Genomic DNA, 17,101 nt, shown 5'->3' on the forward strand with positions numbered 1-17,101 from the left:
CCCTTTGCTTAGATGGAAATTCCTCTCGCGACAAGGGTGTAGCTCCGTCATCCAATTGTTACACATAAAGTGTAGTAATTCCGTCGTTCCGATGCCGATCCCACTCGGCCGATCCCCAAAACAGGCGAGGGCAATGATGAAGATTTCCATTTTGGCGGCGGCTGCCGCCCTGATGGCGGGCGCGTGTTCCGCGCAGGCCGCCAATATCGAGTTCTGGTACGGCAATACGGGCCCTGTCGAAACCGCGATCAAGACCCAGTGTGATGCTTTCAATGCCGCACAGACCCAGCACAAGGTCACCTGCGTCGGCCAGGGCAGCTACGAAGTGTCGATGCAGAAGGCGATCGCCGCCTTTCGCGCCAAGAACCATCCGGTGCTGATCCAGTTCTTCGACGCCGGCACGCTCGACCTGATGCTGTCGAACGCGGTCGTGCCGATCCAGGAAATCCTGCCCGACGTCAAATGGGACAATTACATCGCCGGCGCCCGCGCCTATTACGAAACGTCCGGCGGCAAGCTGTTCGCGCAGCCCTACAATGCCTCGACGCTGCTGTTCTATACGAACAGGACCGAACTCGAGAAGGCCGGCATCACACAGACCCCGATCACCTGGGAGGAGTGATCGACGCCGCCCGCAAGCTGAAGGCCGCCGGCCATGCATGCCCGTTCGTCACCGATGGCGATACCTGGCGCGTGCTGGAGCAGTTCTCCGCCCGCCACGGCCTGCCGATCGCGTCCAGGCACAATGGTTATGACGGCCTCGACGCCGAATACGTCTTCAACACCACCTTCGCCGCCAAGCACCTCCAGAACCTGGTGGACTGGCGCAAGGAGGGCCTGGTTAAGCTCAACGCCGATACCAAGGCCGGCAATTACACCGCCGCCTTCAACGCCGGCGAATGCGCGATGATGGAAGGCTCCTCCGGCTCCTACGCCGCCTCCACCAAGGCCTTCGACGGCAAGTACCAGCTCACCGTCAACATGGCGCCGATGTACAAGGGTTACGAGCGCCACAACACGCTGGTCGGCGGTGCTTCGATTTACGTCATGAAGGGCCATGACCAGGCGCAGGTCGACGGCGCCAAGGCCTTCCTCGACTTCCTGCGCAAGCCGGAACAGCAGATGTCGTTCACCGCCGCGACCGGTTATGTTCCGGTCACCAACGACGTGCTCGAGGCGATCAACAAGAGCGGCGACGCGAAGGCTGCGAAATACGCAACCGCCGCCATCGGCATCGAGTCGATGAACCAGCCGCCGACCGCCGACAGCCGCGGTATTCGCCTCGGCTTTTACGTGCAGTTCCGCGAAATCTTCATGGAAGAGACCCAGAAGGCTTACGGCGGCCAGCAGACCATGCAGGTCTCGCTCGACAACGCCAAGAAGCGCGGCGACGAGCTGCTGCGCCGCTTTGAGCAGACCTACAAGGGCGTCAAGCTGCCTTGATCCAAGCGTGATCGGCGCGGGCGGGACACCAGTCCCGTCCGTGCCGATCCCTCACTGCGGGCTTTTCCCATGACCTCCGAATCCACACTCTTCAGCAATCGCTGGCTGCCGATCCTCTTGGTCGCGCCGTTCATGCTGCTGATCATCCTTTTCTTCTACGTGCCGATCTTTCAGGCCTTCTACTGGTCCTTCTTTCTCGAGCAGCCGTTCGGCGGCGGTTCGATGTTCGTCGGCCTCGACAATTTCGCCCGCGTCCTTTCCGACCGGGAGTTCTGGCAGGCAGGCTGGCGCACCATCCTGTTCATGGTGACCGGGTCGTCGCTCGCCGTGCTGATCCCGCTGATCCTCGCGGTCGCCGCCGACCGGAAGATTCGCCTGTCGCTGCCGGCCCGCAATGTGCTGGTCTGGCCGAAGGGCGTCGCGGGCGCTTCGATCGGCGTCGTGTTCGCTTTCGTCTTCAATCCGTTCGTTGGCATCCTGGCACCGCTCAACCAGGCCTTTCCGGGCATCTGGGCGCCTGGCATCGACGGCACGGATGCCTTTATCACCCTGATCGCCGCGCATGTCTGGAGCGGTATCCCGTTCAATTTCGTCATCTTTCTGGCCGGGCTGCAATCGATCCCGCGCACCATGCACCAGGCGGCGGCGATGGACGGGGCAGGGCCCTGGCGGAGGATTTTTGACGTGCAATTGCCGCTGATCATGCCGCAGCTCTTCCTGACGCTGGTGCTGGAATTCACCGAAAGCGTCACCTCGGCCTTCGCGCTGATCGACACGATCACCCATGGCGGTCCGGGCGGCGCCACCACGCTGCTCGTCTACAAGATCTACAAGGACGGTTTCAGCGGTTACGACCTCTCCGGCGCCTCTACCCAGACCGCGATCCTGATGGTCTTCGTCATCCTTCTCACCGCCGCCCAGTTCGTCTTTCTCGGCCGGCGCATCAACTACGAGCGCTGACAGATGATCGAGAACGCACGCTCCCTCAACGTCGCCGCAAGCCTGGTCCTTTTGGTCGGCATGCTCTACATTCTAGGCCCGCTCTACCTGACGCTGGCGACGGCTTCGCAATCCTATGAATTCCTGCTGCGCAATGGGCTTGCCTGGTATCCCGGCGACCAGTTCCTGAACAATGCGGCGCGCATCTTCACCGAGACGCGCATCCCGATCCAGATGTTCAACAGCCTCGCCGTGGCGTTCAGCCTGGCGATCGTGACCTGCATCCTGTCCTTCCTGTCTGCCTATGCGATCGTCTATTTCCGCATTCGCTGGGCGGGCGTCGCCTTCGCATTGATCCTCGCCACCATCATGCTGCCGGTCGATATCCGCGTCATCACCACCTATCAGGTGGCGTCGAACATATTCTCACCGATCAATGCACTGCTCGACGTGACGGGCCTGAATGGTGTGATCGCGGAACTCTTCGGAGCGCCCGTCCAGCTCGAGTTGAGCGTTCTGAACACCCATTTCGGTCTCATCGCGCCGCTTGCCGCGCATGGCACCGGCACCTTCCTGTTCCGTCAGTTCTTCCGCACCCTGCCGGGTGATCTGTTCAAGGCTGCCCGCATGGACGGGGCGGGGCCGGTCCGCTTCATGTTCGATATCCTGCTGCCCCTGTCGCGCACCAGCTTCGCGGCGCTGTTCGTGCTGACCTTCCTGAGCGGCTGGACGCAGTATCTCTGGCCGCTTGTGGCCTCCTCGACGCCCGACATGCAGACCGCAGTCGTCGGCCTGGCGCGGCTGCTGCCGGATTCCGACGGCACCGTGCCCGACTTTCCGATGATCATGGCGGGCGCCGTGATCGTTTCCCTCGTGCCCCTCCTGATGATCGCGCTCTTACAGCGGTATCTGGTGCAGGGCCTCGTGCTTTCGGAGAAATAGCGATGAATGCCATCGACACAGCCATCCGCGCCGCCGCGGCGAGCATCACGGTCAAGGGCCTGACCAAGGCCTACGATCCCCAGACCACGGTCATCCCGCCGATGGATGTCGAGCTGAAGGCCGGCGAGTTCACGGTTGTGCTCGGTCCTTCGGGCTGCGGCAAGTCCACCCTGTTGCAGATGATCGCCGGGCTCGAGCGGGTGAGCGGCGGCAAGATCCTCATCGGTGCCCGCGAGGTTCAAGACCTCGAACCGAAACATCGCGGCTGCGCCATGGTGTTCCAGAACTATGCGCTCTATCCGCATATGAGCGTGTTCGAGAACATGGCCTACAGCCTCAAGGTTGCCGGTATGGCAAAGGCGGAACGCACCGAGCGGGTCGCGGCGGTCGCCAAGATGCTCGGCCTTGCGGACTATCTGCATCGCAAGCCGGGACAGCTTTCCGGCGGCCAGCGCCAGCGCGTCGCGATCGGCCGCGCCATCGTGCGCGAGCCCGGCGTGCTGCTGTTCGATGAGCCGCTGTCCAACCTCGATGCGCAGCTTCGCCACGACATGCGCGTCGAGCTTGCCGACCTGCACCGCCGCATCGGCGCCACCACCGTCTTCGTCACCCACGACCAGGTGGAGGCGATGACACTCGCCGACCGTATCCTGATCCTCAACAAGGGCCGGATCGAACAGTTCGATACGCCGAAGGCCATCTACCACCATCCGGCCTCGGTCTTCGTCGCGAAATTCATTGGTGCCCCGCCGATGAACATTTTGCCCGTGACCGGAGACGGATCGGCGCTGAGGCTTGGCGACGGGCAGGTGGTGGCGAACGCCCCGCTGACCGGCGCCTATCAGCTCGGCATCCGGCCTGAGGATATCGTCGTCGACGGCAAGGCGACCGGCCATGTGGTCAAGGCGGCGCTCCGGTTCCGCGAGGATCTCGGCTCCCATTCGGTGCTGGCCGCCGATCTCGGCGGCTCGATCGTCCGCATCGCGACGCCCTTCGGCGCCGATATCGCCGACCGGCTCGAACTCGACCTGAACTTCCCGACCTCGCGGCTGCATCTTTTCGATGCGGCCACGGGTCGGGCCATACCCGGTGCCTTAAGCGCCCAATGAAAGCCCGGCGTCAAAGGCGCCATATGAAAGAAGCCCTCATGAACTACAAAGACTTCATCGCCGATCCGGCGCGCAGCTGCGCCATCGTTGCCCATCGCGGCGCTTGGCACGGTGCCCCGGAAAACAGCCTGGCGGCCATCGAGAACGCCATCGCGCTCGGCTGCGATATCGTCGAACTCGACGTGCGCAAGAGTGCCGACGGCGAGCTTTTCCTGATGCATGACGATACGCTGGAACGTATGGCCGGCCTCGACCGCGATGCCGAGACTTTCACCATGGCGGAGCTGCAGGCGATCATGCTGCGCGAGGACGACGGCGGCGAGGGCCGTACGGTGACCGATCAGTGCATCCCGACCCTCAGACAGGCACTGGAGATCATCCGCGGCCGCATCTTCGCCGATCTTGATCTCAAGGATCGCGGGCTGTTCTCCGAGGTCGCCGCCTGCGCCCGCGAGATGGGCGCGGCCGCCGATGTCGACCTCAAGACGAAGGTCTACAGCATGGCCGATGTGGAATGGGTGCGTGCCCAACGGATCGACGGTGTGCCGTTCATGGGCATGGCCCGTTTCACCGCCGAAAACACCGGCGACGCGCTGGCCGTGCTCTCCGAACTCTCGCCCTTCATGTGCGAAATCCGCTTCGATAGCCTCGAAACGATCGCCCATCACCGTCAGGCTTTCGCCAAGGCCGGCATGGCACTCTGGGTCAACACGCTTGACCAGCCCGGCAGCGGCGAATGGACGGACAGTGCGGCTCTTGCCAATCCCGACCGGATCTGGGGCCGGTTGATCGATGCCGGTATCAGCGTCATTCAGACCGATCAGCCCGCCGCATTGAAATCCTACATAAAGGCTCGCCGAGCATGACGATCATTTCCGAGGCCGTGCTCCAGTCCCTGATGGGGGATATGCGCCAGGCGGGGGAGGCGGAGGTTCTGCCTCGTTTCCTCGGCGTGACGGCGGATGGCATCCGCGCCAAGACCGCCCCGGACGACATCGTCACCGATGCCGACCTGGGTGCGGAACGTCGGCTTTCCGCAGCACTCGCCGGTCATTTCCCCGATGCGCTGATCGTCGGCGAGGAAGCGGTCTCTGCCGATCCGACGCTGCTCGACCGGCTGGCGGATGCCGAACTGGCGGCAATCATCGATCCCGTCGACGGCACCTGGAATTTCGCCCATGGCGTGCCGCTGTTCGGCATGATCGTGGCGATCGTTTCCGGTGGAAAGACCGTCGCGGGGCTGATCCACTATCCGTTGACCGGTGATTTCCTCGTGGCCCGGCCGGGCGAGGGAGCCTGGCATGTCGCTCGTGACGGCGCGCGCACCCGCCTCGGCGTTGCCGCCGCGGTTCCGGTCGGCGAGATGAGCGGCTTCGTGCCGCTGCACATGTTCTCGGCCGAGGAGCAGGCGGCGTTCGCTCCGCGGGTTCTGCGTTTCGGCCGCACCACCACCTGGCGATGCTCCGCCTTCGAATACCGGATGGTGGCGACCGGAGCGATGAGCTTCTCGCTGAATGCCGACATGAGCCCCTGGGACCATGCGGCCGGCGAACTGATCCACCGCGAAGCCGGCGGCTATAGCGGGCTTCTGAGCGGCGAACCCTATCGCCCCGCGATGGCGAAAGGACGGTTGCTGCTTGCACCCGATGCAGCGAGCTGGGAGGCCATCCGCGGAAGCCTGGGCTGACAGCCCAGGCTTCCGGAAGACGGCAATTTTCATTCTGGCTTTCATCATCGTGACGTGCAATGTATACATGATCAGGCTCTCGGGAGGAGTCTATATCGCGTATCAGGATCCCTGACGGGGCTTAGGCGCGGTGAGGAGAATGCGTAGCAGCCGCCCGCATGTCACATATTGATCGAGCGGGCAGCGGACTGATAGGAGGATCAGGGCCGGATGCAGCAGCTTGCCGAGACCACGATGGCCGGCCAGGACACGCTTCTGGATATCCAGAACCTGACATTGTCACTGCGTGACCAATTGGGTTGGGTCGAAGTTCTTAACAATGTTTCGCTTTCGGTGAAGCCGAAGGAAATTCTCGGCGTCGTCGGCGAAAGTGGTTGCGGCAAGTCGATGACCGCGCTCTCCATTCTCCGGCTCCTGCCGCCGCGCGATTCTCGCCTTGGCGGCAAGATTCTGTTCGGCGGCCAGAACCTCGCCGCCTATTCCGAAACGCAGATGAATCGCATTCGCGGCCGGCACATCAGCATGATTTTCCAGGAGCCGATGAGCGCCCTCGACCCCGTGTTCACCGTGGGTTACCAGATCGAGGAAACCCTTCAACGGCATTTCAAGCTCAGCCGTCGGGAGGCTTCGGAGCGCTCCATTGCGGCGCTGGATTCGGTCGGCATAGCATCGCCGCGCCACGTCGCCACGCTCTATCCGATGAACCTTTCGGGCGGCATGCGCCAGCGGGTGATGATCGCCATGGCGTTGGTCTGCGAACCGCGCCTGCTCATTGCCGACGAGCCGACCACGGCTCTCGACGTGACCATCCAGGCGCAGATCATGGACCTGCTTCTAGGCCTGGCCGACCGCACCGGCACGGCCATCATGTTCATCACCCACAATCTCGGACTGGTCGCTCAGAGCTGTCATCGGATGGTCACCATGTATGCAGGGCAGGTCGTCGAGGGTGGTCCGGTGAGGGACGTCATCGCTGGCCCCCGCCATCCTTACACGGCCGGCCTTCTGCACTCGATACCCGATAGCAACCGCGCGCGCGGCACGCTGCCCTCGATCGCCGGCCGCGTTCCGTCGCTGCGTCACATGCCGAAGGGCTGTCGCTTCGGGCCGCGCTGCTCCTATTCCACCCAGCCCTGCGAACTGCCCCAGAACATCGAGAACGAGGGCATGGAGAATATCGATCGTCGGGAAGTGCGCTGCAATCGCTGGGAAGAGCTCGAATTGAGAGGGGTCGGAGCATGAGTTTGAGCGCTCCTTCCGGGCAGTCGGCGCTTGATGTCGATGACCTGCATGTCACCTTCGGCAATCCGCGGCGCGGCTCGCTGATCCGCGCCGTCGATGGGGTCAGCTTCAGCGTCCGCAGGGGCGAGATCTTCGGCGTGATCGGCGAATCCGGTTCCGGAAAATCGACGCTCGGACGTTGTCTCGTCGGCCTGCTCAGCCCAAGCGGCGGCGGCGTTCTGCATGACGGCATCGATCCGTTCAAGTTTTCCCGCCGCGAACTCAACCGCCACCGGCGCAAGTATCAGATCGTCTCGCAGGATCCGAATGCGGCCTTCGATCCGCGCATGACCATCCTTCAGAGCATCTGCGAACCCTTGAACATAGCCGGCGAGGGGACGAAGGCCGAGCGGCGCGAAAAGGCGTTTGCGATGCTCGACCGGGTGTCGCTGTCGGCCGAAATGGCCAACCGCTATCCGCACGAGATTTCCGGCGGCCAGAAGCAGCGCGCCAATATCGCCCGTGCGCTGATGCTGGATCCGAACGTGATCGTCTGCGACGAGGTGGTGGCGGCGCTCGACGTGTCGATCCAGGCCGACATGCTCAATCTTTTCGCCCGCCTGCAGGAGCAGTTCGGCCTCACCTACGTCTTCATCAGCCATGATCTGCGGGTGGTCAGCCATATCAGCGACCGCGTGGCCGTCATGTATTTCGGCAAGATCGTCGAGGTCGGCCCCGCCCACGCCGTGATCGAGACGCCGCTGCATCCCTATACGGAGGCGCTGCGCTCGGCCGAACCGGAGATCGACCCGACGGCCGCCGATGCCCGGCAGAGGATCATCCTGCAGGGCGAGATACCGAGCGCGATCGCCCCGCCGGGTGGCTGCCGTTTCCACACGCGCTGTCCGCGGGTGCGCGACATCTGTCGCACGCAGGAACCCCGGCAGCGCGAAATGCTGCCCGGGCGGCATGTCGCGTGCCATTTCGCCGAGGAGATGCTGGGCGAAAAGGAGAGGAGAAGTCTTGGTCTTGCGGAAAGGAACGCTGCCCACCAAGGCGCTGCCGCGCAGGGCGCTGACATGATGTGACGCTGATATTGCGGCCGAACACGGCCGGTCATGGATGATGGAGGAGAAGACGTGACCACAAATTTATTTGGAAAGATACCGGATATTAGCCGTCGTTCGCTGTTGGCTGGAACGGTCGCCGCCGGCGGCCTGGCCCTGCTGCCGGCAACGGCGCGGGCTCAGGCTCCGCAACCGAGATCCGGCGGCACTCTGAGGGCCGTGATGCCGTTCAACCCCGCCGCGCTCGACCCGCTGACGGGCCGCAACAATCCCGATTTCAACGCCCTTCTGCTGATGTTCGACGCGCTGATCGGCTTTGATCCGCAGACGCTCGAACTGCAGCCGATGCTGGCCACCTCGTGGAAGTTCACCGACCCGACGACGCTGGTTCTCGAACTGCGCCAGGGCGTCGAGTTCCATGACGGCATGCCGTTCAATGCCGAGGCGGTGGTCTTCCACCTGCAGCGCTGCAGCACCTACGATCGCTCGAACGTGAAGTCGGATCTTGCTGTCGTCGACAAGGTCGAGGCGACAGGCGCGTATCAGGTTTCGCTGAAGCTGAAATATCCGGACGCCACCCTGCCTGCGATCCTGACCGATCGCGCCGGCCTCATCGTGTCGCCCGCTTCGGTCAAGGCTGCCGCGGGCGGCAATGTCGATCGCGCGCCTGTCGGTACCGGGCCGTTCAAGTTCGTCGAATGGCAGGACAACACCCTGATCAAGGTCGTGAAAAACGCCAATTACTGGGGTGAAAAGCCCTATCTCGATGGCGTCGATATGCGCATCGTCAACGAGTTCAATACGGCTGTGCGCACGGTGACGGCAGGCGAATCCGATATCGTTCTCAACATGAGCGCGCAGCAGATGGCCGTGGCCAAGCGTGATCCGAAACTGATCGCCGAAGCGACGCCGTCGATGATCTACTACACGGCCTTCCTGAATTACGGTGAAGGGCCACTGAAGGACGTTCGCGTTCGGCAGGCCATGAACTGGGCGCTCGACCGGCCGGTGCTCAATCAGGTCCTGTGGGGTGGTCTCGGCGGCGGACATTGCAGCATGTTCCCGTCGGGTTTCTGGGCCAACGATCCCTCGACCGAAAACTATTACAAGCTCGACCTCGACCGCGCCAAGTCGCTGCTGAAGGCGGCAGGTTTTGCAAACGGCATCGAGATCGCCACCTTCACCTGGGCCGACCAGGCGGCGGTACAGCGTCAGGAAGTCCTTGGCGCCCAGCTTGCCGAGGCGGGCATCCGGCTGAAGGTCACTCCGGCGCAGCCGGCGCAGACGATGCAATACTTCCTCACCGAGAAGAAGGGTCAGATGCTGATGACCCCGACCGGCGGTCTTCCGGATCCGGCAACCGCCTACGATCGCCAATTCTCCGCGACGGCCTACCGCAACGCGGCCAAGATCGAGCTGCCAGGTTATCGTGAGCTGATGGATGCGTCGATGAACACGTTCGACAATGCCAAGCGCAAGGACGTGCTCCACAAGATGCAGCGTTTCGTGTTGGAAAACGCGCTGCACCTGCCGCAGTTCTCGTCTGCCGGCATCATCATTCGTACGCCGAAGGTGCACGGCTTCAACTTCAGCCTGCTGCAGCGCCCGCGCTTCCACAAGGTGTGGATGGAGGCCTGAGCCCCAAGCAATGCGATCCCCGATGCGACCATCGCGCCGGGGATCGCCCGGAACCGGAGCGCTGCGGTTTCGCCCGTGCCGCCCCCCGCATCGGAAGGCAGCGTTTCTGCGCGTCCGGTGTTCCCGCGCCGGCCCCTGAATTGGCCGGCGTCAATTGCGGATTGACGGAGTATCGATGATGTACGGCGTCCCCGGGATGGTTGCGCAAAGGCTCATGCAGCTGGTGCCCGTGATGATTGTGGCCACCTTCGTGGTGTTTTCCCTCGTCTACATGATGCCAGGCGATCCGGCCATGATGATCGCGGGCGACTATGCGACGGCGGAACGGATTGCGGAAATCCGCCAGATCTACGGTTTCGACCGCCCGATGCTGGTGCAATATTTCTTCTGGCTGGGAAATGCCGTGCAGGGCGATCTCGGCCATTCGCTGTTCTCGAACGAATCCGTTCTGCGGCTGATCCTTTCGCGCCTGCCGCACACGGTCCTGCTGGTGCTCTATGCGCTGGTTCTCGGCGCCGCTCTGGGCATTCCGCTCGGTATTCTTGCCGCGACGCGCCAGGGCACCACGCTCGACAAGATCATCACCAGCATCGCCTCGCTCGGCGTCGCGGTGCCCAATTTCTGGCTCGGCATCATTCTGGTGACGCTCTTCTCGCTCGGCTACCGCTGGTTCCCGGCGACCGGCGCGGTGTCCGTCTTCGAGAAACCGCTGGAATCGCTCTATTACGCAACCCTTCCGGCGGTAGCACTCTCGACCGGCGTGGTTGCGGTTCTGGCGAGGCAGGTGCGCAGCGCACTGCTCGAAGTGCTGGGCTCGCAATATATCCGCACGCTGCGCGCCAAGGGGCTCGGTTCCGGCGCCATTCTGTGGAAGCACGGGCTGCGCAACGTGGCGGCGACGATGCTGACCATTGCCGGCCTGCAGGTGAACCGGCTGTTTTCCAGCGCCGTCATCATCGAGGCGGTCTTCGCCATCCCCGGCGTCGGCAACCTCATCAGCTATTCGGCGCTCAACAAGGATTTCCCGGTGGTGCAGGGTGTAGCGCTCGTGCTGGTACTGGTGGTGATCCTCACCAATCTTCTGGTCGACGTGCTCAACGCGACTTTCGATCCCAGAGTGGCGGCCTCCACATGACCGATACGAACATGACCGCGATGACCCAAACCGCTGCCGCGCCGGCGGCCAGGGCGACACTCCCGCCCCCGGTCCGCTTCCGCTTCTGGGCCTGGCTGTGGGGCGACAAGCGTGCGCTGATCAGCCTCGCCTATCTCTCCGTTCTGGTCCTGGCGGCGATCTTCGCGCCGGTGATCGCGCCCTATGCGCCCAACAAGCAGAACCTGATGGACCTTCTGGCGCCGCCGAGCGGCGCGCACTGGCTCGGCACTGACGACCTTGGCCGCGATACGCTGAGCCGGCTGATATACGGTTCCTACAACGCGCTTTACGCCGCGAGCCTCGCCGTCGGCATCGGCGTGGCGATCGGCGTGCCGCTTGGCGTGTTCATCGGTTTTGTCGGCGGCTGGGTCGATCAGGTCGGCAGCCGCATCATCGACGGCGTCCTTGCCTTTCCGCCGCTCGTGCTGGCCGTCGCCGTGACAGGCGCGCTCGGCATCGGCCTCACCAATGCCATGATCGCCGTCGGTTTCGCCTTCGCGCCGGTGCTTGCCCGGACGATGCGGGCGCAGACGCTGGTGGTGAAGAACGCGCTTTATGTCGAGGCCGCGACCGGTTTCGGCGCATCGCGCCTGCACCTGATCCTGCGCCATATCCTGCCCAATGCGATCCAGCCTGTCATCGTCGAGGTGACCCTGATGCTGGCCGTGGCGCTTCTGGCGGAGGCCGGATTGAGCTTCCTGTCGCTCGGTGTCCAGCCCCCGGAGTCGAGCTGGGGCGGCATGCTGGCGCGCGCCTACCACTATGTCGAGGTGGCGCCCGAGCAGATGTATGCGCCGGGTTTCGCCATCCTGTTCACCGCGCTCGCCTTCAACACGCTCGGCGAGTCGATCCGCGTGCTCCTCGATCCGACCATCAAGCGCCGATAATTCCCGATTTTACAGCAGATCCTGTTCAATCCGGGTCATATCCGGCAGGTCCTTGCGATCTTGTCTTGTCGACGTCATCGACGATGTCTTCGTTCGGCTTTGCGCCTTCCAAAAGCCGTCAGTCCCCACGGCTTGTAAATGGAAAGCAGGAGAGGAATGAGAAGCACGATCAACCCTGCCGCAGAATGGACTACGACCGAAAGCTGAATTCGCCCCAGTTCTGGGGGGAAAGGGAGTCTCGCAACACTGGCATCGGCCAGTCTGCCAATCCCTGGCAGCTGTGCAAGGAGAACCGCTAGAATAGCTATGGAGACTACCAGCTTGGCGAGCACCCACCAATGATCGAGTAGTCGCCACGGGGTGAAGAGTGCTTGAATGATGCCAAGCAGCAGCGCCGAGCCAAGAAGGGGGACGATAACGACCAAGGTGATCAAGTCCATCGATGGATAAACACCTGAGAACAACTCCGTTTCTGACGTCACCAGCCCTGTTCCCGCCAAAGCCAAAAAGGTGGCGACGGAGCCTATTGAACCTACCGAGGTAGCGACGTGAAGAACCAGGGCTGCCTTTCGAACATGCGGACTGAAGAGCATCTGAATCCTTTGAGTGGGCGTGAGCGATAACCCCTCCTGCTTGCTGGCTATCGGGAGCGGGCGTAATATTCGGTGACACGTTGTCCAGGATGGGATCAACGAACAGAATGCGCAGAATGAAGTTTTTTGGACACTTGGCTGCGAATGACCAGTGGAGGACGCATGCAGGCTCCAATTCGGGACCGGCGGATCAACCGTACCCGCACCACCCTTCAACACGCGCTGAAAAGCCTCATTCACTCCAGGGGCTACGAAAATGTGACAGTCAATGACATCTGCACAGAGGCGAACGTCGCGCGCTCGACCTTTTACCTGCATTTCACCGGCAAAGATGATCTCAAACGAAGCGTGTTCGAGCACCTGCTCAACGAAATCGAAAGGCAACGTCCAAGTGGCTCAAACATCCCCTTCGACTTTGTCGAACCGATTTTCCAGCATGCCCGCAATCACTACGGCTCTTACAAAGCCCTCCGGCGCGGACGAGGAAGAACAATTGCTCTGGCCCGAATAGATCAAATATTTGGAGACCTCCTTCGAGAGCAGGTTCATACCTCGGATGTCTCTGCAGAGGAGAGCTTTATTCCTCAGCCGATGATCGTCGCGTTCTACACCGGAAGCTTTATGGCCCTGCTTATCTGGTGGCTAGATTCCGGAGCACGAATAGCGCCAGAGCAAATGGCGTCAATGTATCGCCGTCTCGCCTGTGCCGAACTCCCACAGCTTAAGTAGCTTACAAATCTGTAAAGCTTGGGAAAGGTGAGTGACAACGGAGCAATCTAGATGCGAAACAGCCTGGCCTCGCGGTCGGGTTGTTTCGTCGCGTCTATCGCATCTTGGCTGCGGATCACGCGGTCTGGTCGAGCCAGACGCGGTGGAAGCGCGGCGAGTGCAGCCGGTCGTATCGGAAGTCCTTGACCTTCTTGTTGCGGATCGACATGGCGGACGAGGTGACCAGCGGCAGGTGCAGGGCCTGCTCCACGACGAAACGCTGGAGCGCAGCAAATGCCTTCTTGCGTTCGCCGGCATCGGCCGAGGTGCCCGTCGCGGTGAGCAGCTTGCGGAACTGCGGATCCTCCACCTTGCCTGCGTTGAACTGGCCGGTCGCTCCGAACAGCCGCTCGTAGGTCTGGCTCGGGTCGAGCCAACCGCCCTGCGGATTGAGGATCATCGCGCCCTGGCCCTCGATGTAGAAGCGCTGGTTGACCACCTGAGGGGGCGAGGGGGTGACCTTGAGGCGAATGCCGACCTGTTCGAGCTGGTTGCCGACCAGTTCCATGCGCTGCATCGACGTCTGGTCCGGCCAGCTCCAGGTTTCGACTTCCAGACCCTTCGGATACCCGGCCTCCGCCAGCAGGCTGCGCGCCTTGTTCGGATCATGCTTGTAGAAATGCGCCGTGTCGGCGTCCACCGCCCAAAAATCCTTGGGAAACATGGTCGAGGTCGGCTCGCCGAGGCCGAGCATCAGGACCTGGTTCAGTTCGTCGCGATTGATGGCGTAGTTCATTGCCTGCCGAACCCGGAGGTCGTTGAGCGGCGGCTTGGCGAAATTCATCATCAGGGTGAAGAAGATCATCGAAGGATTGGCTTCGGCGGTCAGGTCCTGCACCCGGCGGGCGGTGGCGATCTGCTGCGCGGCCATGTTGAGCGCAAGATCGGTTTCACCGGCCGTCACCGTGCGGGCGGCGGTGTTCAACTCGTTGATGATGCGGAAGTTGATGCCGTCGAGATAGGGCAGGCCCGGCTGCCAGTAGTTGGGGTTTTTCTCGACACGGATCAGGTCGTTGTCGCGCCACTCGGCGAACTTGAACGGTCCGGTGCCGACGGGATTGCGATCGACATTGCCATCGGCGGCCGCCTTGATGGAGGCGGGCGAGACGATGCAGCCGACGCGGCCGGTCAGGATGGTCGGCAGCGAATAGTTCGGCTGCTTCAGTTTGAGCGTCACCTGGCTCGGGCCGGTGACCGCCACCGACGCGACCGAAACCAGGTCCGATTTCACGTTGGAGCGCGGATCGTTGATGAAGCGATCGAGATTGAATTTCACGGCCTCGGCGTCGAAAGCCGTGCCGTCATGGAATTTCACGCCACCGACGAGATTGAGCACCAGCGTCGTCGGATCGGTGAAGGTCCAGTCCTTGGCGAGCATCGGCTTGAGCTCGAGCGTCGCCGGATCGAAGGCGATCAGCGCATCGAACAGCGCATAAAGCGCGTTGAAGTCCGGCACGTTGCGCCCGGTCATCGGGTCGAGTGCGGCCGGGTTGAACGGCATGGCGATGCGCAAGGTGCCGCCCGGTTTGGCCTGCGGCGTCTGGGCGAATATCTGCCCGGGCAGCAGCATCGCGCCTCCGAGCGCAGCAACTGACGCCAGAAGCGTTCTCCGGTTGATCCTGCTGTCATGGATGATCGACGGCACGCCGTCCTTCGTCTTGCTCATCTCTGGGCTCCTCCCCAATGAAACAAACTCATGAAACAAACTCATGCCGACAAGGCTGGTCATGCATACATCACGCCCGCGATTCGGCTTCCTCCTCCCGAATTGCGGCAACCTGCCGTAGGGGAAACCTACAGCAGGAGGATGCCGATGTATACTTTTGCATTCGGTTTTGCCGCAACACGACTTCCTTCCAACCGGCGTATATGCCATGATTATACGGGAGGCTGTGATTGTGCGGCCGTTGTGTCCTTCACTCTTCCGGTGCCCGTTCGGCGCCGTGAACGCGAGGCGCGCGGTTGCTTGTTGCGGACAGTGGAGGAGAGACCATGGGTGCGTTCGAGCATTCCCGTACCTACGACTACGTCATCGTGGGTGGTGGCACCGCAGGCTGCGTTCTGGCCAACCGGCTGTCGGCGGACCCGACGGTCGAGGTGCTGATGATCGAGGGCGGCGGCGAGGGGCGCGGCTTCTATGTCGATATGCCGCTCGGCCTTGCCTATCTCATCGGCAGGCCGCAATACGACTGGCTCTACAAGGGCGAGCCAGAGCCCTATCTTAACGGACGCCAGCTTGCCTTGCCCCGCGGAAAAATGCTCGGGGGCAGTTCCGCCATCAATGGCCTCATCTATGTGCGTGGCCATGCTTACGACTATGACCAGTGGGCGCAGCTCGGCAATCGCGGCTGGTCGTGGGAAAGCGTGCTGCCCTATTTCAAGCGCTCCGAAACCTTCCATCGCCCCGGTGAGGAGGCTCACGGCACGGAGGGCGAATGGGCGGTTTCCGATCCCAATGTGCGCTGGGAGGCCCTGGAGGCCTATCGCCGGGCGGCGATCGAGCAGGGTATTCCCGCTGCCGACGACTACAATTCCGGCGACAATGAAGGCGTGGCCTTCTTCGTCGCCACCATCAAGAACGGCGTGCGCCATTCCACCGCCCGCGCATTTCTGGAACCTGTCCGCAACCGCCGCAACCTGACAGTCGTCACCGGCGCTCTTGTCGACAGGATCACCCTGGAGGGCAGCCAAGCGAGCGGCGTCGTGTTCAGCCTAGATGGCCGGAATCACGAGGCGAAGGCGGGGAGGGAAGTCATCCTGTCGGCCGGTGCCTATAGCTCGCCGGCCATCCTCGAACGCTCCGGCATTGGTGCTCCGGACGTGCTTGCATCAGCCGGAATAGAGGTTCTGCACGCCCTGCCGGGCGTCGGCGAGAACCTGCAGGACCACTGGCACGTCAGGGTACAGCACCGTCTTCGCAATACCCACACGCTGAATACTCGCGCCGGCACGCGGTTCGGCCGGATGCTGCTCGGCATGCAGTATCTTGCGACCAAACGCGGGCCGCTCGGCGGTTCGCCGACCCTATTGGGCGCCTTCCTCAAGACCACGCCGGATGCGCCGGCGCCGGAAATCCAGATCCACGTCTCCGGCGCTACCTCGCCGAGTTTCGGGGGCGCCATGCATCCGTTCCCCGGCATCACCTCGTCTGCCTGCATCCTGCGGCCGGAAAGCCGTGGCTATTGCCATGTTGCGGTGGGCGACCCTTCGGCCCAGCCGCGCATCCTGCACAATTTCCTGAAAGAGGAGGCCGATCGCGAAATCCTGATCCGGTCGATCGAGGCTGTCCGGAGGATCGCTGCTAGCCCCGCCATGGCCCCTTTCGAGCCGGAGGAAATCGCGCCGACCGCAGCCGTGCAGTCGCACGATGAGATGCTCGACTACGCGCGCCGGACCCTCAACACCACCTTCCACCCGGTCGGCACCTGCAAGATGGGCCGCGACCGCATGGCGGTGGTCGACGATCGGCTGCGGGTCCACGGTATCACAGGGCTGCGCGTGGTCGACGCCTCGATCATGCCGACCATCGTCTCCGGCAATACCCAGGCCCCGACCGTGATGATCGCGGAAAAGGCGGCGGATTTCATCCGCGAGGAAAGGCTGGGGCTCGAGGAAAAGATGGGGACGCAGGCGGCATGAGGCCGCACATAC

Annotated in this window: 14 protein-coding genes and 1 pseudogene; 13 read left to right on the forward strand and 2 right to left on the reverse strand. The window is 62.7% G+C overall.

From position 1 onward, the window contains the following. The first annotated feature begins 136 nt into the window (after window positions 1-136). The 11 genes and pseudogenes from C5L10_RS11425 (at window position 137) to C5L10_RS11475 (ending at window position 12,089) form a co-directional block, all read left to right on the forward strand. Window positions 137-1,443 (forward strand): annotated as a pseudogene (locus C5L10_RS11425) (extracellular solute-binding protein). Window positions 1,444-1,512: 69 nt separating this feature from the next. Beyond that, the gene (locus C5L10_RS11430; RefSeq protein WP_105429784.1) at window positions 1,513-2,403 is read left to right on the forward strand and encodes a carbohydrate ABC transporter permease; all 891 of its coding nucleotides are present in this window, start codon (window positions 1,513-1,515) and stop codon (window positions 2,401-2,403) included. A gap of 3 nt (window positions 2,404-2,406) precedes the next feature. Continuing rightward, on the forward strand, window positions 2,407-3,324 hold the full coding sequence (locus tag C5L10_RS11435) for an ABC transporter permease subunit (protein ID WP_105401153.1): 918 nt from the start codon (window positions 2,407-2,409) through the stop codon (window positions 3,322-3,324). Between the two features lie 2 nt (window positions 3,325-3,326). After that, window positions 3,327-4,433: an ABC transporter ATP-binding protein gene (locus tag C5L10_RS11440; RefSeq protein ID WP_105429785.1), complete on the forward strand. Its 1,107-nt coding sequence runs from the start codon at window positions 3,327-3,329 to the stop codon at window positions 4,431-4,433. A gap of 38 nt (window positions 4,434-4,471) precedes the next feature. After that, window positions 4,472-5,299, forward strand: coding sequence for a glycerophosphodiester phosphodiesterase family protein (locus C5L10_RS11445; RefSeq protein ID WP_105429940.1), 828 nt, complete (start codon window positions 4,472-4,474; stop codon window positions 5,297-5,299). Beyond that, a complete protein-coding gene (locus C5L10_RS11450) occupies window positions 5,296-6,120 on the forward strand; it encodes an inositol monophosphatase (protein WP_105429786.1) in 825 nt (274 codons plus the stop codon). The genes C5L10_RS11445 and C5L10_RS11450 overlap by 4 nt, the downstream gene beginning before the upstream one ends. 210 nt (window positions 6,121-6,330) lie before the next feature. After that, entirely contained in the window at window positions 6,331-7,362 is a 1,032-nt protein-coding gene (locus C5L10_RS11455) for an ABC transporter ATP-binding protein (RefSeq protein ID WP_105429787.1), read from the forward strand. Further along, window positions 7,359-8,429: an ABC transporter ATP-binding protein gene (locus tag C5L10_RS11460; RefSeq protein ID WP_245447979.1), complete on the forward strand. Its 1,071-nt coding sequence runs from the start codon at window positions 7,359-7,361 to the stop codon at window positions 8,427-8,429. The genes C5L10_RS11455 and C5L10_RS11460 overlap by 4 nt, the downstream gene beginning before the upstream one ends. Window positions 8,430-8,480: 51 nt before the next feature. Then, window positions 8,481-10,046, forward strand: a complete 1,566-nt coding sequence (locus tag C5L10_RS11465) for an ABC transporter substrate-binding protein (RefSeq protein ID WP_105429788.1) — start codon at window positions 8,481-8,483, stop codon at window positions 10,044-10,046. A gap of 175 nt (window positions 10,047-10,221) precedes the next feature. Beyond that, complete coding sequence (locus tag C5L10_RS11470; protein ID WP_105429789.1) at window positions 10,222-11,181, forward strand: ABC transporter permease; 960 nt, start codon at window positions 10,222-10,224, stop codon at window positions 11,179-11,181. Continuing rightward, window positions 11,178-12,089, forward strand: coding sequence for an ABC transporter permease (locus C5L10_RS11475; protein ID WP_105429790.1), 912 nt, complete (start codon window positions 11,178-11,180; stop codon window positions 12,087-12,089). Before C5L10_RS11470 ends, C5L10_RS11475 begins: the two co-directional genes overlap by 4 nt. A 74-nt stretch (window positions 12,090-12,163) precedes the next feature. Here C5L10_RS11475 and C5L10_RS11480 read toward each other — a convergent pair whose 3' ends face one another. Next, window positions 12,164-12,682, reverse strand: coding sequence for a hypothetical protein (locus C5L10_RS11480; RefSeq protein WP_105429791.1), 519 nt, complete (start codon window positions 12,680-12,682; stop codon window positions 12,164-12,166). Window positions 12,683-12,844: 162 nt separating this feature from the next. Between C5L10_RS11480 and C5L10_RS11485 the strand changes: the two genes are divergently transcribed. After that, complete coding sequence (locus C5L10_RS11485; protein ID WP_172716998.1) at window positions 12,845-13,411, forward strand: TetR/AcrR family transcriptional regulator; 567 nt, start codon at window positions 12,845-12,847, stop codon at window positions 13,409-13,411. Between the two features lie 115 nt (window positions 13,412-13,526). Here the strand turns inward: C5L10_RS11485 and C5L10_RS11490 are convergent, their stop codons facing one another. Beyond that, window positions 13,527-15,116 (reverse strand): ABC transporter substrate-binding protein, encoded by a 1,590-nt coding sequence (locus C5L10_RS11490; protein WP_105429793.1) that lies wholly within the window; start codon window positions 15,114-15,116, stop codon window positions 13,527-13,529. 326 nt (window positions 15,117-15,442) lie between these two features. On the opposite strand from C5L10_RS11490, the gene C5L10_RS11495 reads away from it, so the two are divergent. Next, window positions 15,443-17,089: a GMC family oxidoreductase gene (locus C5L10_RS11495; protein ID WP_105429794.1), complete on the forward strand. Its 1,647-nt coding sequence runs from the start codon at window positions 15,443-15,445 to the stop codon at window positions 17,087-17,089. The last annotated feature ends 12 nt before the right edge of the window (window positions 17,090-17,101 follow it).

The sequence above is a fragment of the Neorhizobium sp. T6_25 genome, from assembly GCF_002968555.1.
Classification (GTDB): Bacteria; Pseudomonadota; Alphaproteobacteria; order Rhizobiales; family Rhizobiaceae; genus Neorhizobium.